15 protein-coding genes are annotated in these 17,279 nt (G+C 33.1%); 10 read left to right on the top strand and 5 right to left on the bottom strand.

The genetic code is table 11. The features are described from left to right. The first annotated feature begins 75 nt into the window (after positions 1-75). The 4 genes from C6368_RS00965 (at position 76) to C6368_RS00950 (ending at position 4,341) form a co-directional block, all read left to right on the top strand. Positions 76-954 carry a bifunctional 5,10-methylenetetrahydrofolate dehydrogenase/5,10-methenyltetrahydrofolate cyclohydrolase gene (locus C6368_RS00965; protein ID WP_107037300.1) on the top strand — a complete coding sequence of 293 codons (879 nt, stop codon included), beginning with the start codon at positions 76-78 and terminating at the stop codon, positions 952-954. A gap of 294 nt (positions 955-1,248) precedes the next feature. Further along, positions 1,249-3,297, top strand: a complete 2,049-nt coding sequence (locus C6368_RS00960; RefSeq protein WP_107037299.1) for a dipeptidyl-peptidase 3 family protein — start codon at positions 1,249-1,251, stop codon at positions 3,295-3,297. A gap of 118 nt (positions 3,298-3,415) precedes the next feature. Next, complete coding sequence (locus C6368_RS00955) at positions 3,416-3,961, top strand: hypothetical protein (RefSeq protein WP_107037298.1); 546 nt, start codon at positions 3,416-3,418, stop codon at positions 3,959-3,961. After that, positions 3,958-4,341 carry a hypothetical protein gene (locus C6368_RS00950; RefSeq protein WP_107037297.1) on the top strand — a complete coding sequence of 128 codons (384 nt, stop codon included), beginning with the start codon at positions 3,958-3,960 and terminating at the stop codon, positions 4,339-4,341. Before C6368_RS00955 ends, C6368_RS00950 begins: the two co-directional genes overlap by 4 nt. A 51-nt stretch (positions 4,342-4,392) precedes the next feature. Here the strand turns inward: C6368_RS00950 and C6368_RS00945 are convergent, their stop codons facing one another. The 4 genes from C6368_RS00945 to C6368_RS00930 form a co-directional block, all read right to left on the bottom strand. After that, positions 4,393-4,968: a PhnA domain-containing protein gene (locus C6368_RS00945; protein ID WP_107037296.1), complete on the bottom strand. Its 576-nt coding sequence runs from the start codon at positions 4,966-4,968 to the stop codon at positions 4,393-4,395. 119 nt (positions 4,969-5,087) lie between these two features. Then, positions 5,088-6,185 (bottom strand): serine hydrolase domain-containing protein, encoded by a 1,098-nt coding sequence (locus C6368_RS00940; protein WP_107037295.1) that lies wholly within the window; start codon positions 6,183-6,185, stop codon positions 5,088-5,090. Then, complete coding sequence (locus tag C6368_RS00935; protein WP_107037294.1) at positions 6,182-7,276, bottom strand: mechanosensitive ion channel family protein; 1,095 nt, start codon at positions 7,274-7,276, stop codon at positions 6,182-6,184. The genes C6368_RS00940 and C6368_RS00935 overlap by 4 nt, the downstream gene beginning before the upstream one ends. Positions 7,277-7,288: 12 nt before the next feature. Next, a complete protein-coding gene (locus tag C6368_RS00930) occupies positions 7,289-8,827 on the bottom strand; it encodes a carbon-nitrogen hydrolase family protein (protein ID WP_107037293.1) in 1,539 nt (512 codons plus the stop codon). A 179-nt stretch (positions 8,828-9,006) separates the two neighbouring features. On the opposite strand from C6368_RS00930, the gene C6368_RS00925 reads away from it, so the two are divergent. The 4 genes from C6368_RS00925 (at position 9,007) to C6368_RS00910 (ending at position 13,532) form a co-directional block, all read left to right on the top strand. Next, positions 9,007-9,618, top strand: coding sequence for an HD domain-containing protein (locus C6368_RS00925; protein ID WP_107037443.1), 612 nt, complete (start codon positions 9,007-9,009; stop codon positions 9,616-9,618). A gap of 102 nt (positions 9,619-9,720) precedes the next feature. After that, positions 9,721-10,122, top strand: a complete 402-nt coding sequence (locus tag C6368_RS00920; RefSeq protein WP_159038348.1) for a hypothetical protein — start codon at positions 9,721-9,723, stop codon at positions 10,120-10,122. Between the two features lie 193 nt (positions 10,123-10,315). Further along, positions 10,316-12,703 carry a DUF5686 family protein gene (locus tag C6368_RS00915; protein ID WP_107037291.1) on the top strand — a complete coding sequence of 796 codons (2,388 nt, stop codon included), beginning with the start codon at positions 10,316-10,318 and terminating at the stop codon, positions 12,701-12,703. Positions 12,704-12,851: 148 nt separating this feature from the next. Next, entirely contained in the window at positions 12,852-13,532 is a 681-nt protein-coding gene (locus C6368_RS00910) for a hypothetical protein (RefSeq protein ID WP_107037290.1), read from the top strand. Here C6368_RS00910 and C6368_RS00905 read toward each other — a convergent pair. Next, positions 13,522-14,655 carry a histidine kinase dimerization/phosphoacceptor domain -containing protein gene (locus C6368_RS00905; protein WP_159038347.1) on the bottom strand — a complete coding sequence of 378 codons (1,134 nt, stop codon included), beginning with the start codon at positions 14,653-14,655 and terminating at the stop codon, positions 13,522-13,524. The two genes, C6368_RS00910 and C6368_RS00905, sit on opposite strands and share 11 nt — an antisense overlap. 376 nt (positions 14,656-15,031) lie before the next feature. Between C6368_RS00905 and C6368_RS00900 the strand changes: the two genes are divergently transcribed. Both C6368_RS00900 and C6368_RS00895 read left to right on the top strand, forming a co-directional pair. Beyond that, entirely contained in the window at positions 15,032-16,090 is a 1,059-nt protein-coding gene (locus tag C6368_RS00900) for a T9SS type A sorting domain-containing protein (protein WP_107037288.1), read from the top strand. A 356-nt stretch (positions 16,091-16,446) separates the two neighbouring features. Beyond that, positions 16,447-17,112, top strand: a complete 666-nt coding sequence (locus C6368_RS00895) for a hypothetical protein (protein WP_107037287.1) — start codon at positions 16,447-16,449, stop codon at positions 17,110-17,112. Positions 17,113-17,279 lie beyond the last annotated feature (167 nt).

Genomic DNA, 17,279 nt, shown 5'->3' with positions numbered 1-17,279 from the left:
CATTCAATTCATAATTCCGTAATTCGTAATTTGTAATTGACTTTTAAATCTTATTTTTGCAAAAACATTTTTGGGATGCAGATTTTAGATGGTAAAGAGACTTCAAAAGCAATTCGTCAAGAATTAGCAGAAGCAGTTCAAGCGAGAAAAGAAAAAGGTCAAAAAACTCCACATTTAGCAGCTGTTTTAGTTGGAAATGATGGTGGTTCACTAACTTACGTAGGAGCGAAAGTTCGCGCTTGTAAAGAAATCGGCTTTGAAAGTTCACTTTTTCATCTTGAAGATTCCATTTCAGAAGAAGCATTGTTGGCAAAGGTTCATGAATTGAATAACGATGATGAAATTGACGGATTTATCGTTCAATTACCGCTTCCAAAGCACATCGACGAAAAGAAAATTACTTTAGCAATTGATCCTAAAAAAGATGTGGATGGTTTTCATCCAACGAATTTAGGAAATATGGTTTTGAATCTTCCTGGATTCTTGCCAGCTACTCCGGCGGGAATGTTGGAGCTTTTCAAAAGATACAACATTGAAACTTCTGGAAAACATTGTGTAGTTATTGGACGTTCACACATTGTTGGTTCACCAATGAGTATTCTAATGGGAAGAAGTGCTTATCCTGGAAATTCAACTGTTACTTTAACACATTCAAGAACCACAAACTTGAAAGAATTAACACTTCAAGCAGATATTATTATTTCAGCAATTGGAAAACCAAATTTCCTTACTGCAGATATGGTAAAAGATGGAGTTGTTGTTATGGATGTGGGGATTACACGTCTTGAAGATACATCCAAGAAAAACGGTTATCGTTTAGTTGGTGATGTTGACTTCGAGAGTGTATCCAAAAAAGCATCGTTCATCACACCAGTACCTGGTGGAGTAGGACCAATGACAATTGTTTCTTTGATGATGAATACTTTGAAGGCTATGGAGTTAAATCATAAATGATTTACAGTATTGAGTAGGCGTTTTTGAATTTTGAGGCGATTTCGAAAGGGAATGTCCCTTACTTCACTTGTTCTAGATATTTAATAGAACACGATTGTAGAATTCTACCATTAATAATTGTAAAGTTTATTCCAAAATAAAAATACTTCTTTGTTCTCTTCTAAAATTTTGTAATCTGCAATACGATCTGTTACGTTCTTGCACCATCAAAATTATTCTTACTCTATAAAACTCTTATCATAAAATTTCTTTTGTGAATTTTTATTCTTACTTTACAAATTCAAACTAAGGAATATGAAGAAGATTTTATTGAGTACACTCGTGATAGCCGTTCTTTTTTCTTGTGACCAAAAAGAAAGTAAGGCAGAAACTAAAAAAGAGCCAATTGTTGAAGCTGAAACTGAACAAAAAGCTGAAGATGATTTCGAATATGAAGTTGATCGATTTGCTGATATTCGAATATTGAAATATAAAATCAATGGATTTGATAAGTTGACTTTAAATCAAAAAAAGTTGGCTTATTATTTAACTCAAGCTGGACTTAGTGGAAGAGACATTATTTATGATCAAAACTATAGGCACAATCTTGAAATTCGAAATGCCATAGATGCAATTGTTGCAAGCTACGAAGGTGAAAGTACAGGTGAATGGGAAAAATTCATGCAATACGCCAAGCAAGTTTGGTTTGCAAACGGAATTCATCATCACTATTCGAAAGATAAATTTGTTCCAGAGTTTAGTCAGTCCTATTTCCAAACTTTATTAGCGGATGCAAAAGCAGAGCTTAGTGCAAGAGCTATGGAAGTGATGTTTGACCCAACAATTGACGCTAAGGGTGTGAATCTTGATACTAAAAAAGGTTTGCTAAGAGGAAGTGCTAATAATTTCTACGGGGAAGGAGTTACCGAAGATATGTTGGAAGAATACTACAAGAAGATTAAAATCAAGAATGATAAGAAACCAATTTCTTATGGTTTGAATTCTAAAATGGTTTTGAATGGATATGGTGAAATTGAGGAGGTGCCTTGGGTTGTTTCTGGATTATATGGAGAAGCTTTAAGCAAAGTTGTTTTATGGTTGGAAAAAGCCATAACAGTAGCAGAAAATGATGCTCAAAAAGAGGCTTTACAATTATTAGTGAAATATTATAAAACAGGAGATCTTAGAGATTGGGATGACTACAGTGTTGCTTGGGTTCAAGCCACAGAAGGAGATATTGACTATATCAATGGGTTTATTGAGGTATATGGAGATTCAAAAGGGTATAGAGGTACGTATGAATCTATTGTTCAAATGAAAGATTTTGATGCTTCAGAACGGATGAAGGTTTTAGAAAATAACGTACAGTGGTTTGAAGACAATTCTTCAATCATGGATGATCATAAAAAGAAGAACGTTAAAGGTGTAACTTATAAAGTTGTAAATGTTTTAGGTGAAGCCGGGGATGCGTCACCATCTACTCCAATTGGAGTGAATTTACCAAATGCAGATTGGATTCGTGCTGAATATGGATCAAAATCAGTGAGTTTGGGGAATATCGTTGAGGCATACGCAAATGCGTCTGGAGGGTCGATGATAGATGAGTTCGCTAATGACGAAGAAGAAGCAGAGCGTGCTAAGAAATATGGGAATTTAAGTTCGAAATTACACACAGCGTTGCATGAAGTTGTTGGACATGCGAGTGGTCAGTTGAATCCTGGTGTTGGAACGCCAAAAGAAACCTTGAAAAGTTATGCAAGTACTTTAGAAGAAGCACGTGCTGATTTAGTTTCGTTATATTATATTATGGATGAAAAGTTGGTTGACCTTGGCTTGGCAGAATCTACAGAAGTTGGAAAAGCGGCATATGACAACTACATCAGAAATGGTTTGATGACCCAATTACAAAGGCTTAAGGTTGGCGATAATATTGAACAAACGCACATGAGAAATCGTCAGCTTGTTTCCTCTTGGGTTTTTGAAAAAGGAATGTCAGATACTGTTATTGAGAAGGTAAAACGTGATGGAAAAACCTACTATAATATTCGTGACTATGAAGCATTGAATGGGTTGTTTGGTGATTTATTGAAAGAAATTCAACGTATAAAATCTGAGGGTGACTATAAGGCTGGAAAAAAATTGGTTGAAGATTACGGAGTGAAAGTTGATCAAAAAATTCATGAGGAAGTTTTAGCTCGTGTAAAGCCTTTAAATATTCCACCTTACAGCGGATTTGTAAATCCTGTACTTGTTCCAGAAATGGATGATGAAAATAACATCATTGATGTTAAGGTTGAATACGTTTCTAGTTTTAAAGAGCAAATGATGTCTTATGCAAATAACTTTAGTTACCTAAGAAGATAGAATTATAAACGAAATAATATTTCTGGGTTGCAGAAGAAAGGGTGATTGAGCGTAGTCGAAGGCCCCATTTTTCCGCAACCCTTTTTCATTTTAAAAATCCAATTATCTTTGTCAATCCATGACTAAAAATTCTTCCGTAATTGGATATATATTATTTCTGCTCTTGCATCTTTTCTTTATTGGGAAGTCATTTTTGGATACATCTTTTTTGAGTTTTGGAACGATTGTTTTTGTGTTAATTATTGGTTTGTTATTCTACAGTTATGCTCAACTTTTGAGAGATAAGTTCAACTTAAAAGGAAATCTTAAGGAATTTGTCGTGTTAGTTCTAGGAAGTTTACTCACATTCTATCTCAATAATTATTTAAATTGGGGTTCGGTTTTAGCATCCGCATCTGTTGGTCTGGTTGGAGGTGTATTGCCGTTTATAAAACCAAAATCTGAGTCTTTGAAATCTGTAGCTTTAGCAGTTTATTGTGGGTCTTTTGTAGGAATGGCAAGTACATCTTTATTTACTGAAACACATCATATTTTTATGGCAAGTGCTATTTCTGGATTGTTTTATATTTACACAAGAGGTTTACTTATCGGATTTGGAGGTAAATTAGGTTCTGTAGCCTTTTCAGGAGTTTTAGCAACGGTTTTATTATTTATGCTGAGATGATCGTTGTTTCCTTATATATCGTTGGTTTTTTTGGTGCAATCATAGCATTTATTCTAAATAACAATTTCAAATTGGGAGTCGTGGTTGGATCTTCCTTACCCTCTTTAGTTTTTGCTCTCCTTGTGCTTGGTTTAGAAAACTACTTACCGATAGAGTTTGTAGCAAATGCTCCAGTAATATTTTACGGAGCGGCATTTATAGGAATGGCTTCAAACAAAATTCTTTCTTCTTATTATCTAATTGGTTTAGCAGGATTATTATTTACCTTTATTTATTCGTTTACCTCGATGTTTTTTGACGGATTTGGCGGCGCATTAGGAACAACAGCCGCCCTTTGTTTTATACCTGTTTGGGGATTTTCTTTACTGAAGAAGAAATAATTTTTCGTTTATTGATTATTTCAAAAAAAGAGTTTTATCCTATCTTAATTATCAAGATTTTTTCACAAATTGGGTCAAGATAACAATCTGCTGACCATCAACTTTTCCTTCAATATGATTGGCGTTTTCATGATCCAAAGAAATTCTTCTTACTGCAGTTCCGCGTTTAGCAACCATACTAGAACCTTTTACAGGAAGATCTTTAATTAAAACAACAGTGTCTCCTGATTCTAAAACCACTCCATTGCTATCCTTGTGAATGATTTTTTCTTCCTCATCTTCTGTTGCCGAACCTTCTTTTGCCCAAGCTAAAGTTTCATCTTCAAGATACATCATGTCGATTAAATCAGCAGGCCAACCTTCACCACGTAGTTGATTTAACATTCTCCAAGCCACAACTTTTACTGCTGCAACTTCACTCCACATACTATCGTTTAAACATCTCCAATGATTTGGTTCAACTTTACTTTCATCGTTTAATTGAGTGTTGCAAGTCTCACAAATTAGAATTGAATTCTCTTCACTTTCTGAATCTCTCGGTGGAACTGTATAAACTGATAAATTGTTTGTTGATGAGCACAATTCGCATTGATTGTTGCTTCTCTCTTGAAGTTTTTCCTGAATCATTGTTTTGGTATTAAAAAAGTGCAAAGTTAGTGTAATATTGGAAAGAGTAAACGAAATTAGAAAACGCCTTGCAGAATTACCCATGCTAGCGCGAGATTTTATCTTTTGGTAGCATGTAATTAATAGGCTTTTCCTAAAGACGGTAATACATTCCACCAGCTTACCTTTCCTTGTTTTTTACCAAGTCTTACAATAATTAGGTTTTTATCTGGATGAACATAGATGTATTGACCTAAAATTCCTTGGGCCATAAAATCCCCATCTTCAGATGGAAGCCACCATTGATACTGGTAATAACGTTCGCTACCTGCTGTCCTATCTACCTTTGTAGATTCTTCAACCCATTTTTTAGAAACGATTTGTTTACCATTCCAATTTCCTTTATTCAGGTACAAGCGACCGATTTTGGCGAAATCTCGTGCTCTAGCATTGATACAACAGAAAGTTTTTTCAATTCCGTTTTCTTTTCGGTCTATGCTCCAACTTGCGTCATATTCCATTTCCAGAGGAATCCATATTTTTTCTTGCAAATAATCAGAAATAGATCTGTCTTTTAGTACACGTTCCAAAATCAATCCTAGAATTTGTGTGTTTCCACTGAGGTATTCGAACTTTGTTCCTGGTTCATGTTTTAACTCCATTTGAAAGATCTCCTGACGCAACTTAGTTCCATAATAGAAGCTCGCTACGTCTCCAAAAGGATTGAAATAACCTTCATCATAATCCAATCCGGAGGTCATTTGAAGTAAATGTTTAATAGTTACTTTATCGAAGCCATTTGTACTTAATTCTGGAATGTATTTCGTTACTGGCTCGTCAACTGAAAGAATTAATCCTTCATCAATTGCAATTCCAATAAGAATTGAAGTTACAGATTTAGCCATTGAAAATGAGGCAACGACAGATTCCTCATCGTAATTTCTAAAATACCGCTCGTAAAGTAAAGAGTCATTTCTAATGACCAAAAATGCAACGGTTTTTTGATCCTTCAGAAATTCATCAAACCCAATTTCTTCGGAGTCAATTTTTATTGATTTCGGTTTCTTCTCAATTCCATTTATAAAATAGAAACTTGAATCACTTTTTTGAATTTCGTTCTTTGGGAAGATTTTAAAATCGGTTATCCCAGCAGTATTGTAAACGAAAAATCTACCAACTTTACAAGATGTAAAACTCAATATAAGAACAACAATAATACTTAAACGAAATAATTTCATTCTTCTGTTTTTAATGGATTTTTAAAGTAAACTGTTTGATGAGGAAATGGAATTTCGATGCCTTCTTGATCAAATCTTTTCTTGAGGGTTTCCAATAAATCAAATCTAAAAGTGTAACTGTTGTCTGAATTGGAAGTCCATGCCCATGCTCGAATTACAACAGAAGAGGCTGCCAGTTGGACAACTGCCACTCTTACTTTTTGAATACCTTCTTCTATTTCCTTTGGTGTTCTTATGTCCAATAATAACGGATGATTTTCACATTCTTCTCGCATGATCTTTTTTGCTAAATCAATGTCGCTATCATAAGAAATCCCCATTTCTAAGCGTTCACAAACACGTTGGTCTATTGAATCAAAATTGATTAATTTCTCCTTGTTGATTATAGAATTTGGAACGACAATCATTCTGTTTTCGAAATTTTGAAGAACGGTATGTCTTAAGGTGATATCGATTACTTTACCGGTCATTTCTCCTTCTATTTTCACAATGTCACCAATTCTAAATGGTTTAAAAGAGACAATGAAAAGTCCACTCACAATATTTCCAAGTGCTTCTTGAGACGCAATTCCAGCAATTACTGCAATTACTCCAGCTCCTCCAAGAATTGTTTGCACTACACCTTTAAACCCAGGTAAAACCAATAAAATAAGTAAGAGTCCAAAAACATAAATTGCTCCTAACGCGATGTATCTTAAAAATTTAAGACTCGTTGGGTCGTCTTTTAAAATGGTTTTCCTTGAAACTTTCCATGTAAACCATTTATTGGTTGTTGAGGCAAAGATTATTGTTCCAATCACAACTACAGTTGAATAAATTATGAATTTTGAGTTTTCCATTAATTTCTCATGTACTTCACCAGAAACAAATAGAAGAACAATAGCAATGACTCCTAATATTAACCAAAGAATGTTTAGAATCTTTCTAACTAATCTTGCCGTTCCGTCAGACTGAAAGCCTAATTTCTCGATACTTTTTTTGATTGCACGCTTTTGAATGAAAGTTGTTATAAATCGCAACAAAAAGACCGTTACTATGGTAACGATAATATAAATTATCTCATATTGATAGTCTTTAAAAAATGTCAGCATATTCTAATAATTTTAATCTTTTTTCTTTTGGGATAATTTAAGTTCAAACAGGTCTGTTCTTCTGTCTTTTAAATTTCTAACACTTCCAAACTCATTCAATTCTCGCAATAAATCTAAATCTACGTCAGCAATCAAAATCATTTCTGAGTTTGGTGTGGCTTCGGCTTTTACTCCATTGGTTGGAAATGCGAAATCACAAGGTGTGAAAACCATGGATTGTGCATATTGAATATCCATGTTGTGAACATTCGGCAGGTTTCCTACGCTTCCAGCTATGGCTACATAACATTCGTTTTCGATTGCTCTAGCCTGAGAACAATGTCTAACACGTGAATACCCGTTTTGTGTATCTGTTAGGAATGGTACGAAAAGAATTTCCATTCCTTGATCTGCCAGTAGTCTACTCAATTCCGGGAATTCAGAATCATAACAAATCAAAACTCCTATTTTACCACAATCTGTGTCAAATACCTTGATTTTATCTCCACCTTTCATACCCCAGTATTTCACTTCATTTGGGGTGATATGGATTTTTTCATAACGCTCTAATGTCCCATCTCTGCGACACAAGTATCCAACATTGTACAAATCTCCATCAATTCTTTCCGGCATACTTCCTGTGATGATATTGATGTTGTAAGAAATGGCAAAACTAGAGAATCGATCAACGATTTCTTGTGTGAATTCAGCCAAAGCACGAATTGCATCTGCCTCAGATAAATGATTGTCATTTCCCATCAAAGGAGCGTTAAAAAGCTCTGGGAAAAGTGCGAAATCTGAACGATAACCTGACAATGAGCTGATAAAAAACTCACATTGTTCAAAGAAGGTTTGCGTGTCTTTGTATGGTCGCATTTGCCATTGAACCAAACCCAAACGTACAACAGTTTTCTTTGTAGCTGCCTTTTTCGACGGTTTCACATAATAGATGTTTCTCCATTCCAACAGAACTGCATAATCATTTGAGGCGACATCTCCTTTCAGATAGTTTTTTAAAACTTTCGTAGGGAAAAAGTCATTAGAAATTTGAAAATTCAATACGGAATCATGGATTTCCTTGTTTCTTACTTTTGCAATGTATTCTTTCGGAGTTAACTCATCTTGGAATTTATGATAATTTGGTATTCTACCTCCGAATGCAATCCCTTTTAAGTTCAATTTCTCAGTTAATTCTTTTCTGTAATCGTATAAACGACGACCCAATCTTAACCCGCGAAATTCTGGTTTAATAAAAACATCAATTCCATATAAAACATCTCCATCAGGATTGTGAGACGTAAAAGTTTCGTTTGCCGTAATGTCCTTATAAGTGTGATCGTCATCATATTTATCATAATCTACAATGATTGACAGTGCACAGCCTGCCATTTCACCATTAATTTTCACCACAACTTGACCCTCAGGGAATAGAGTTAATAATTTCTCAATATGACTTTCCCTCCAGTACATGTCCATGTTAGGATAGGAGGAAACCATCACTTCTTTTAACTCTTGATAATCATTAATGTCCAGATATTTAAGGCTAATGTTATCTATGTCTTCTATTTTCATTTTCTAGTTTAGAATAAGAGAATAAAAATAGGATTAATCTTTGAAATTGGTCGTTGTAATTGTTAATTTTTAACTGAGCGGGATGAATTGGTTTTTTCATTGTGGAATAGATTTCAGCTACCGATTTGTATTTTGATATAATCCTAAAATTTGTATTTTGTAAAGTCAAAAGGATGATTATGTTAAAAGAAAAATTTCTAACTTTAATTGGAAAATACTCCGAAGACAAAGTATATAATTTGGAATGTTGGGACGAAATTGAGAAAAAATATTCTTCCAAATCACGACATTACCATAATCTTGAACATATAGAAAATATGCTTGAAGAACTGAATAAAATAGAATCTAAAGTCGACAATTTAGACTGTTTACTGTTTGCTATTTTCTATCACGATATCATTTATATTTCTACTAAAAGTGATAATGAGCATCAGAGTGCGCTTGTTTTTGAAAAAAGAATTTCCAAAACGTCTTTTGATAAAATAGAAGAATGCATGTCTCAGATTCAGGCAACTAAAGATCACAAAATGTCCAGCGATAATGATACGAATATACTTTTGGATTTAGATCTTTCTGTTCTTGGGAAAAGTCAAGAAGAATATATAAAATATAGCAAGGCCATCAGAAAGGAATATTCTATTTATCCCGATTTTATGTATGAAAAAGGTCGAACTAAAGTGCTAAAAAGTATGTATGAATTTGATTTTATATATAAAACAGATCTTTTTAGAAAAGAATATGAAACCCAAGCGAAGAGGAATTTATTATTTGAATTAAATCTACTAAATTAATGATGAATGAGTTCTTTGCAATACAATATTTGTATATTAGGAGTTAATAAAAACGCCAAGAACTTTCTAATTTGTAACTATTCGCAACATTTCAAAATCATAATGAAAATTTTACTTTCGCTTTTAGCATTTTTAACCTTGAATTATGCACAGGGGCAAATAGATAATTTCGGAACGATTAGGTTTGGTTTTGAGCGTAATGGAGAATTACTAAAAATAAAGGATACCGTTTTTGTTAAATATTATGATCAAGAATCTGATGAATTACATCTTGATACGGCTTACACAGATTCTAAATCTTTCACTCCTTCAGAAATATTACCTGTGGGGGTTTATAAAATTGAGATTATAACGTCCAATATTCCTACAATCACTGTTACTGATGTTATTGTGGAAAGTGAACGAATTTCATTTGTTCCTAGATTTATAATTGATGATTTATTAAAGTTTAAAACACCAATAATAATAGAATATACAAAACCAAAAGGTTTTAATTGTGGATAGGAAATGATGTTAGCCATCATTGATTTTATAATTGAAAATAATCATTGCTCAAAGTTAAAACCTAAATTGATCAAGAACTCTGCGCGCTGAAATCCACGGAAGTATGCCATCAATTTTCTTCGGATTCATTAGGCATCATTTTTGTTTAATTTTCAATTGTAAACTATCTTTTACCTATTATCTTTATGCTATTATGAAAATAACCTTACTACTAATAATTGTTTTCTCTGCTCAAATTTTATTTGCACAAAAACAATTCAAAATCGTTGATTTTGATACGCAATCAGAACTTCCCTTTGTGAAAGTCATTGACAATAATGGAGAAGTCTCTTTGTCAGATATTGATGGTTTAATTACTCTTGACTTAGCAAAAATAGAATTTATCGAACTTCGTTTTTATGGATATAAGGATACTTCTTACACTACTTCCTATTTGAAGACAAACGATGAGCTTATAATTATAGCGGATGTTCAATCATTAGATGAGGTGGTCATTCTTCCTGGAATAAATCCAGCGCATCGAATTATAGGAAACGCAATTGATCATCGTAAGGAAAATCACCCAAAGAAAAACCTATCCTTCTCTAGTGATTATTATAATAAGTTTATTGTCACAAATGATGAAATTCTAGCTATGGACACTTCAAAACTCTCCGAGGATGGAAAAGAAGTTAGGGAAGTTATGGAAAAACAACATATTTTCCTGTCTGAAACGGCGGGAAAGAAGGTTTTTGGTCCACCTGCTTATGATGAAGATCTCATTACAAGTTACAGAACTTCTGGATTTGAAAATCCAATATTTGCAACTTTCGGAAATCAAATGCAAAGTTTTTCTTTCTATGATAGTCAATTTAAAATATTAGGAGAAGAGTACATTAATCCCATTGCTCAAGGGAGTTTGAGACGTTATTTATTCATTTTACAAGACACCATTGTTTCTGGAGGTGACTCTACTTTTATTATTCGATTTCAACCGAGAATGAATAAAACTTTCAAAGGCTTGAAAGGATTTTTACATATCAATACTAATAATTGGGCAATTGAGAAAGTTATCGCAGAACCATCCAAAGCATCGAGTTTAATTCCTAGAATTGTGCAGGAATACACATTCATAAATAATCGAAAGTGGTTTCCATCGAAATTAAGTGCCACAATATCAACAGACGAATTAACTTTTGATGATACAGGAACACCTTTTATTTTTAAGAATAACATGTACATCAAAAATGTAAAATTTGATGTTGATGTGAAAAAGAAGTTTAACAATATCGAAATATCTGTAGATGAAGATGCATTAAAAAATCAAGATGAATTAATATCATCCAGAGCAGTAGATTTTGATCAAAAAGATTCAACTACATATTCAATTGTGGATTCTGTTTCTGTTGCCAATAAATTGGAATATAGATTAGAGTTAGCTGCAGAATTACTCAACGGTAGAATTCCTTTAGGAAGATTTAATATTCCACTTCAAAGAGTTATGGGTTTCAATGTATATGAGGGGTTAAGACTTGGGCTGGGACTTGAAACGAGTAAAAAGGTAAGTAAGGCATTCAATGTTGGTGGTTATTTTGCTTACGGATTGAGAGATGAAGATTGGAAGTGGGGTGGATATTCTACTATAAATATTTACAAACCATTGGGAATAAACCTAAAATTCAGATACCAAGAAGATGTTACCGAAAGAGGAGGTACTACTTTTCATGATGACAATTTTGATCTCACACAATCGGAAATTTACTCTGGTTTTTATGTGAATCAAATGGACAGAGAACGTTTGGGAGAAGTCATTTTATCCGGAAGATTAAAGTCGAATATTCAGGTGAAATTGATTGCAAACTATCAACGCAGATGGTTTACGGATGAATATAATTTCTTGTCATCAGACCCTTCTATTTTATCTAATTCTACTGTTTTTGATCAAGCTGAAACAGCGGTAGAACTTGTTTGGAACATTAGAGAAAAAGTGATGCAGTTGGGTGATTTAAGAATTTCTAGAGGGACAAAATTCCCAAGAATTAGGTTGAAAGCAACTAGAGGAATTAAAGGATTATTTGAAAGCGAATATGATTATTATCGCTTTAATTTAGAAGTCTACCAAGATGTTTCTATCCGAGGTGTTGGGTTTTTAAGAATCTTATCTTCATCTGGAACAACTACTGCAAATACGCCTTTATCTTATCAACAAGCTTCCAGAGGAACTGGTGGAAATTGGAATTTATCCATCGACAATTCTTTTGAAACGATGTTGCCAGCAGAGTTTTACAGCTCTTCACATTCTAACTTATTTGTGCGTTTCAACTTCTTGCCAATAAAAACGAATAAAGATTGGACAAAACCTCAATTTGGAATTCACACAGCCATAGGAACAGGAGTCATGAATAATAGAAATGACCACAAGAATATTGAGTTTAAAGACTATTCAAAGGGTTATACCGAATCTGGATTACTTGTGAATAGTTTATTGGTGAGTGGATTTTCAGGACTTGGAATAGGTGTTTTTTATAGATACGGAAACTATGCAACACCATATGTAGAAAAGAATTTGACTTATAAAATCACTGCAACTTTTGTTTTTTAATAGGATAATTTTCATTTGATTATAACATCTTTTAGCACCTCTTATTTCTCAAACTCTTATACAATTACTAATTTGGGGTGTAAGTCAAGTAATTAAATAGGAATATTAATTTCTAAGCTGACTTGCTTAAAATTAAAAAAAGAGACAAATGAAATTAGGAGTAAAGATAGACGATTTTAAAACTGTAAATGAATTAGATTTTTATTGGGAAAAAGAAGACTATAAAAACCTACTGAAAGAATTTGATTATCCCGATGCCGATAAACTAAAAGACGCTGAAGTTATAGATTTTCTCAAGTTAGCCATTTCCGATTATGAACCAGCGGAAGCAGCTGAGATTGTTTTGACTTATAAAATGAGTGATAAACTAAACGAAGGTCAAATTCAAAATCTAGCACACGATATGTTGAATGAAAAAGTTGCAGAGCAGTATGCAGAGCCAGCTTTGCATTTTGATCTTTTCAATATAAATCAGTTTTTAAGAAAAGCATATAATGGTAAATTTCCAGACACCGAAGCTTCTGTAATTACTGCAAGTTTTGACGGAATAGATTTAGATTCCGAAATGACAAAAGAGATTTTGATAAAATCATTATGCGGTGGTCTTGATGACGGAAATTTAATCCATAGACTTTTTGAAGCACAAGTAAAAGGAGAGAAAGCTTTCACAGATGCTGAAAAAGTAATTTGGAATTTCAAGAAAACGAGTGAGAAAACGATGGAAATTGTTACTTCAAAAAAATGGATTGAAAAAGAAGATTTTGGAAATATCGATTATGAAGTAGAGATTGTATTTTTTGAAGAGAAACATGGTGATTTTAAGAAATAGGAAATTTCATTTGAATTGTAACTCCATTGTCCGTTTTGATATTTATTTCAGCATCTATTTGTTCAGCTAAATCTTTAATTAATTCCATGCCCATTCCAATTTTGGGTGAATTTATATCGAAACCAGGACCGTTGTCATAAAAAGTAAGCTCAACCATATTGTCCGTTTGTTTAAGTCGGGATTCTAATTTCGGAAACCTATTTTGATCGCCAAAAGCATACTTAAATGAATTAGTTAACACTTCATTTGCAATTAATCCACAGGGTATTGCATTTGAAATGTTGACGCAAATTTCCTCCATTTCTAAGTTGATTTCAATAGATTTATCCAATCCATATGAAGTGTTTAAGCTAAAGATTAATCTTTTTAGAAAAGAACCTAAATCTATACTATCGACATTTTCATTTGCATTTAATTGATCTTGAATCATCGACATTGAATATACTTTGTTGTTGATTTCTTCAAATAATTGGGAATGATGAGAGTCTGTAGCTTTATGCTTTTGTAAGTTGATTAAACTGATGATGACTGCCATGTTATTTTTAACCCTATGGTTAACTTCTGAAATCAATACTTCTTTTTGAATAATTATTTTTTCAAGTGCAATTTGGTATTCCCTTTTCTTTTTAGTTTCTAATGCCAATGACAGAAGTTGAGCCAATGATTGAGTGAATATTTTTTCATCATTCGTCCAAACATGCTCAACTTCGACGTGTTCAACTGAAATCAGTCCTATCATTTTACCTTCTGAGCGCAGAGGTACATCAAACATAGATGTGATTCTGTTGGGAATGATATAGTTGTTCATTATTTCCGAAATCAAAGGTTCATTCTTTGTATTATTGGTGATAACAATTTTATTCTTTTTTAGGATCTTGAAGTAATTAGGAAATTGAGAAACATTTAATGTAGGTTGATTTAAGAAAGTATCTTCAGAACGATCATAGTAAATCATTGATACAATCTTTGTTTGGTTCTCTTCAAAAATCCATACACCACAGTTGTTACAATTCAATGTTTTTGTTGCAATTAGTAAAACCTTTCTCGTAAAATCATTTATTTCACCCCTTTGTAAATGCGTGCTATTCGAAAGTTCCTCAATTGACTCCAAGTAATTATGCATGAGCCAAATATACCAAAAAAAGCACATTTATTTATTTAAATTTTTTAGTTCAGTTCAGAACTTCGCATTTTTAAACAGGAGGGCTTCAAATACTGTTTATAGAAAGTTATCTTGAAGTAAAATACTTCTTGAACTTGTTAAAAATAGAAATTTGTGAAGGATCTTGCTAGTTGACAGCTTAATCTAAATCACATCCTTAATGGATTAGAGATATTTACCGGTAAAGTATCTGATAGGCATTTATTTTTATATAAACCTTTAAGTGGCATGCGTTCAAAATGTTAGCTATTAGGCTCTCTTGTTTAATTTATTTTAAACCAGGATACCAAAGTGTAAAATTCTTTTATTAGGTTTACTAAAATTAAACTATTTTATTATGAAAAAAATCTTTACTTCTTTAAGCATTTTCTCAATCTTATTATTTGTGAATAATGCTTCTGCACAAGGAGAAACTTGTGCAACTGCTATTCCTGTAGTAGCGGGTATCTATACATCGAATGGTCCTACATCTGGAAACGGGGCAAGTGTTTATTCGGGTGGTGTTAATTCCGATTGGTATAGCTATACTGCTCAATCTGATGGTCTTGTAACCATTTCTTCTTGTGGGTCAGGAGGCGATTCTTGGCTCTTAGGTTTTATTGGTACCTGCTCTAACTTAGTTAATGTAATTGATAGCGATGACGATTGTGGCAGCAATGAGTTTGCAACTTATCCTATAAGTTCTGGAACAACACTTTATTTTGAATGGTCAGATTCTTATGATGATAGTCCAGTAGCGTTTGCTGTATCATTTAATTCAGCAGTTATAACTCCAGCTGGAGAAAATTGCGCAGATGCAACTGCGATTTCTGAAGGAGGAGTCATTATCTCAGATGGTCCAATTACGGGAAATGGAGCTAGTGCTTATTCAGGAGATCAACATTCAGACTGGTACTCTTTTACTCCTAATATCACAGATACTTACACTATTTCATCTTGTGGTTCAGGAGGAGATAGTAAATTGTATGTGTTTGATGGTTCATGTGCTGCATTAAATAATATAGCAGATAATGATGACGAATGTGGAGTTAATGAAACTGTTTCTTTAATATTGAATGGAGGTACAACGTACTTTGTAGAATGGACAAATGCCTATTCTAATAATCCAGTTACATTCTCTATTATTGGAGCTACTGCTTCGTTAGAAGAAGAGGAAATTAACAATGTATCCATTTACCCAAACCCAACTTCAGACGGAATTTTCTCAGTTGATTTCGATGGAATGGAGGGAGTGACTAAAGATGTTAAGGTATTGAATTCTCTAGGACAAAGTGTTTATGAATCTAGTTCTTCCTCAATTGTAAAAGTTGATATTTCTGAACAACCTGCAGGATTGTATTTTGTAATTGTTAATGCTAATGGAATGTCTTCATCAAAAAAAATCGTAAAGAAGTAAAATATTCTTTGTTATAACTTGATTTTTCAGGTGAACTAATAGTTCAAGATATAAGACCGGTAGAATTTTCTATTGGTCTTATTTTTTTTGAAATATTCGATTATGAGGTTTCGTTATTCACTAAAAAACCTACTGAAAATTAGTCGATCACATTAATTAAAATACTCCAATTCTTTCCCAATAAATTCAGTCAATTCCTTTATGTTTTTCTTTGAGAAGCCAAATTTGATGCCCGCTTATTAGTAAACTCAGGAATAGATTTTGCTCCCTCTAAGTAGACAATCTTTAAATTTTTCAGCAGTTCTCAGTTTAGTCTTTTATTTAATTATATTGCACAAAAATAAAAATATAAGAGAATGAACACTACAAAATTGATTACGCTAACTTCGTTGCTATGCTTAGGATTAACAATTTCTTCTTGTAAAAAAGAAGGATGTACAGATGCAACTGCTACAAATTATTCAAGTGACGCTGAAAAAGACGATGGTTCTTGTGTATATGCGCAAAACCCACCCGCGGGAAATTTGATTGACGGAAATAGATTTGCAACTTTTACTATCGATGGAAATACCATAAGCGAAGAAGAAAGTATGAGTTTGTGGGCAGGAACTACTGTAGATAAAGAAATTTCTGGATCAGCTACTGAGGCAGTTTACGCTTCATATTTGCTTTATGAAGCCGAAATGTACACTTTAATTGATGTCAAAAAAGGTGTTAATTTCTATGGTGGATATCTTAATGATGATGATTTTTATGATTATTTTGAGCCAGGATTATACCCTTTTTCTGATTTGTCGGAGCAAGGTGTTTCAATCACAATCGGAATGCCAGGAGGGATAATGTATTCATCTATGGAAGGAGATCAAACTGGAAGTACTTTTGAGATCGTATCGAGAAAACAGGTTCTAGTGGGTTCAACCATAGACGTAAGAGTTCATGTGAAATTTAATTGCAAAGTATACAATGGCACTGATGTAAAAGTGGTTACAGATGGAGATTACGTAGGTAATTTCTCTAAATAAAGAAGAAACACATTTTTACTAATTCTAATGTACAGAAAGCCTCAAGATTATTTCTTGAGGCTTTTTTTAATTATGAGTGTACTTAAGTTTTCGATTATAGAACCACATTTTTATTTCACTTTCTACTAAATAATAAATCCTTATTTTTCGTAAATATTTATTAGACG

This window comes from Brumimicrobium mesophilum (assembly GCF_003025005.1).
Taxonomy (GTDB): Bacteria; Bacteroidota; Bacteroidia; order Flavobacteriales_D; family Crocinitomicaceae; genus Brumimicrobium; species Brumimicrobium mesophilum.
This window is presented reverse-complemented; position numbering and strand designations above follow the sequence as displayed.

What these genes read in the sequence shown, in the direction of transcription:
- C6368_RS00930 (WP_107037293.1), bottom strand. Translation starts at nt 8,827, where the DNA reads ATGAAAATAGAAGACATAGATAACATTAGCCTTAAATATCTGGACATT.
- C6368_RS00940 (WP_107037295.1), bottom strand. Translation starts at nt 6,185, where the DNA reads ATGAAATTATTTCGTTTAAGTATTATTGTTGTTCTTATATTGAGTTTT.
- C6368_RS00905 (WP_159038347.1), bottom strand. Translation starts at nt 14,655, where the DNA reads ATGCATAATTACTTGGAGTCAATTGAGGAACTTTCGAATAGCACGCAT.
- C6368_RS00935 (WP_107037294.1), bottom strand. Translation starts at nt 7,276, where the DNA reads ATGCTGACATTTTTTAAAGACTATCAATATGAGATAATTTATATTATC.
- C6368_RS00965 (WP_107037300.1), top strand. Translation starts at nt 76, where the DNA reads ATGCAGATTTTAGATGGTAAAGAGACTTCAAAAGCAATTCGTCAAGAA.
- C6368_RS00895 (WP_107037287.1), top strand. Translation starts at nt 16,447, where the DNA reads ATGAACACTACAAAATTGATTACGCTAACTTCGTTGCTATGCTTAGGA.
- C6368_RS00925 (WP_107037443.1), top strand. Translation starts at nt 9,007, where the DNA reads ATGTTAAAAGAAAAATTTCTAACTTTAATTGGAAAATACTCCGAAGAC.
- C6368_RS00960 (WP_107037299.1), top strand. Translation starts at nt 1,249, where the DNA reads ATGAAGAAGATTTTATTGAGTACACTCGTGATAGCCGTTCTTTTTTCT.
- C6368_RS00945 (WP_107037296.1), bottom strand. Translation starts at nt 4,968, where the DNA reads ATGATTCAGGAAAAACTTCAAGAGAGAAGCAACAATCAATGCGAATTG.
- C6368_RS00920 (WP_159038348.1), top strand. Translation starts at nt 9,721, where the DNA reads ATGAAAATTTTACTTTCGCTTTTAGCATTTTTAACCTTGAATTATGCA.
- C6368_RS00910 (WP_107037290.1), top strand. Translation starts at nt 12,852, where the DNA reads ATGAAATTAGGAGTAAAGATAGACGATTTTAAAACTGTAAATGAATTA.
- C6368_RS00950 (WP_107037297.1), top strand. Translation starts at nt 3,958, where the DNA reads ATGATCGTTGTTTCCTTATATATCGTTGGTTTTTTTGGTGCAATCATA.
- C6368_RS00900 (WP_107037288.1), top strand. Translation starts at nt 15,032, where the DNA reads ATGAAAAAAATCTTTACTTCTTTAAGCATTTTCTCAATCTTATTATTT.
- C6368_RS00955 (WP_107037298.1), top strand. Translation starts at nt 3,416, where the DNA reads ATGACTAAAAATTCTTCCGTAATTGGATATATATTATTTCTGCTCTTG.
- C6368_RS00915 (WP_107037291.1), top strand. Translation starts at nt 10,316, where the DNA reads ATGAAAATAACCTTACTACTAATAATTGTTTTCTCTGCTCAAATTTTA.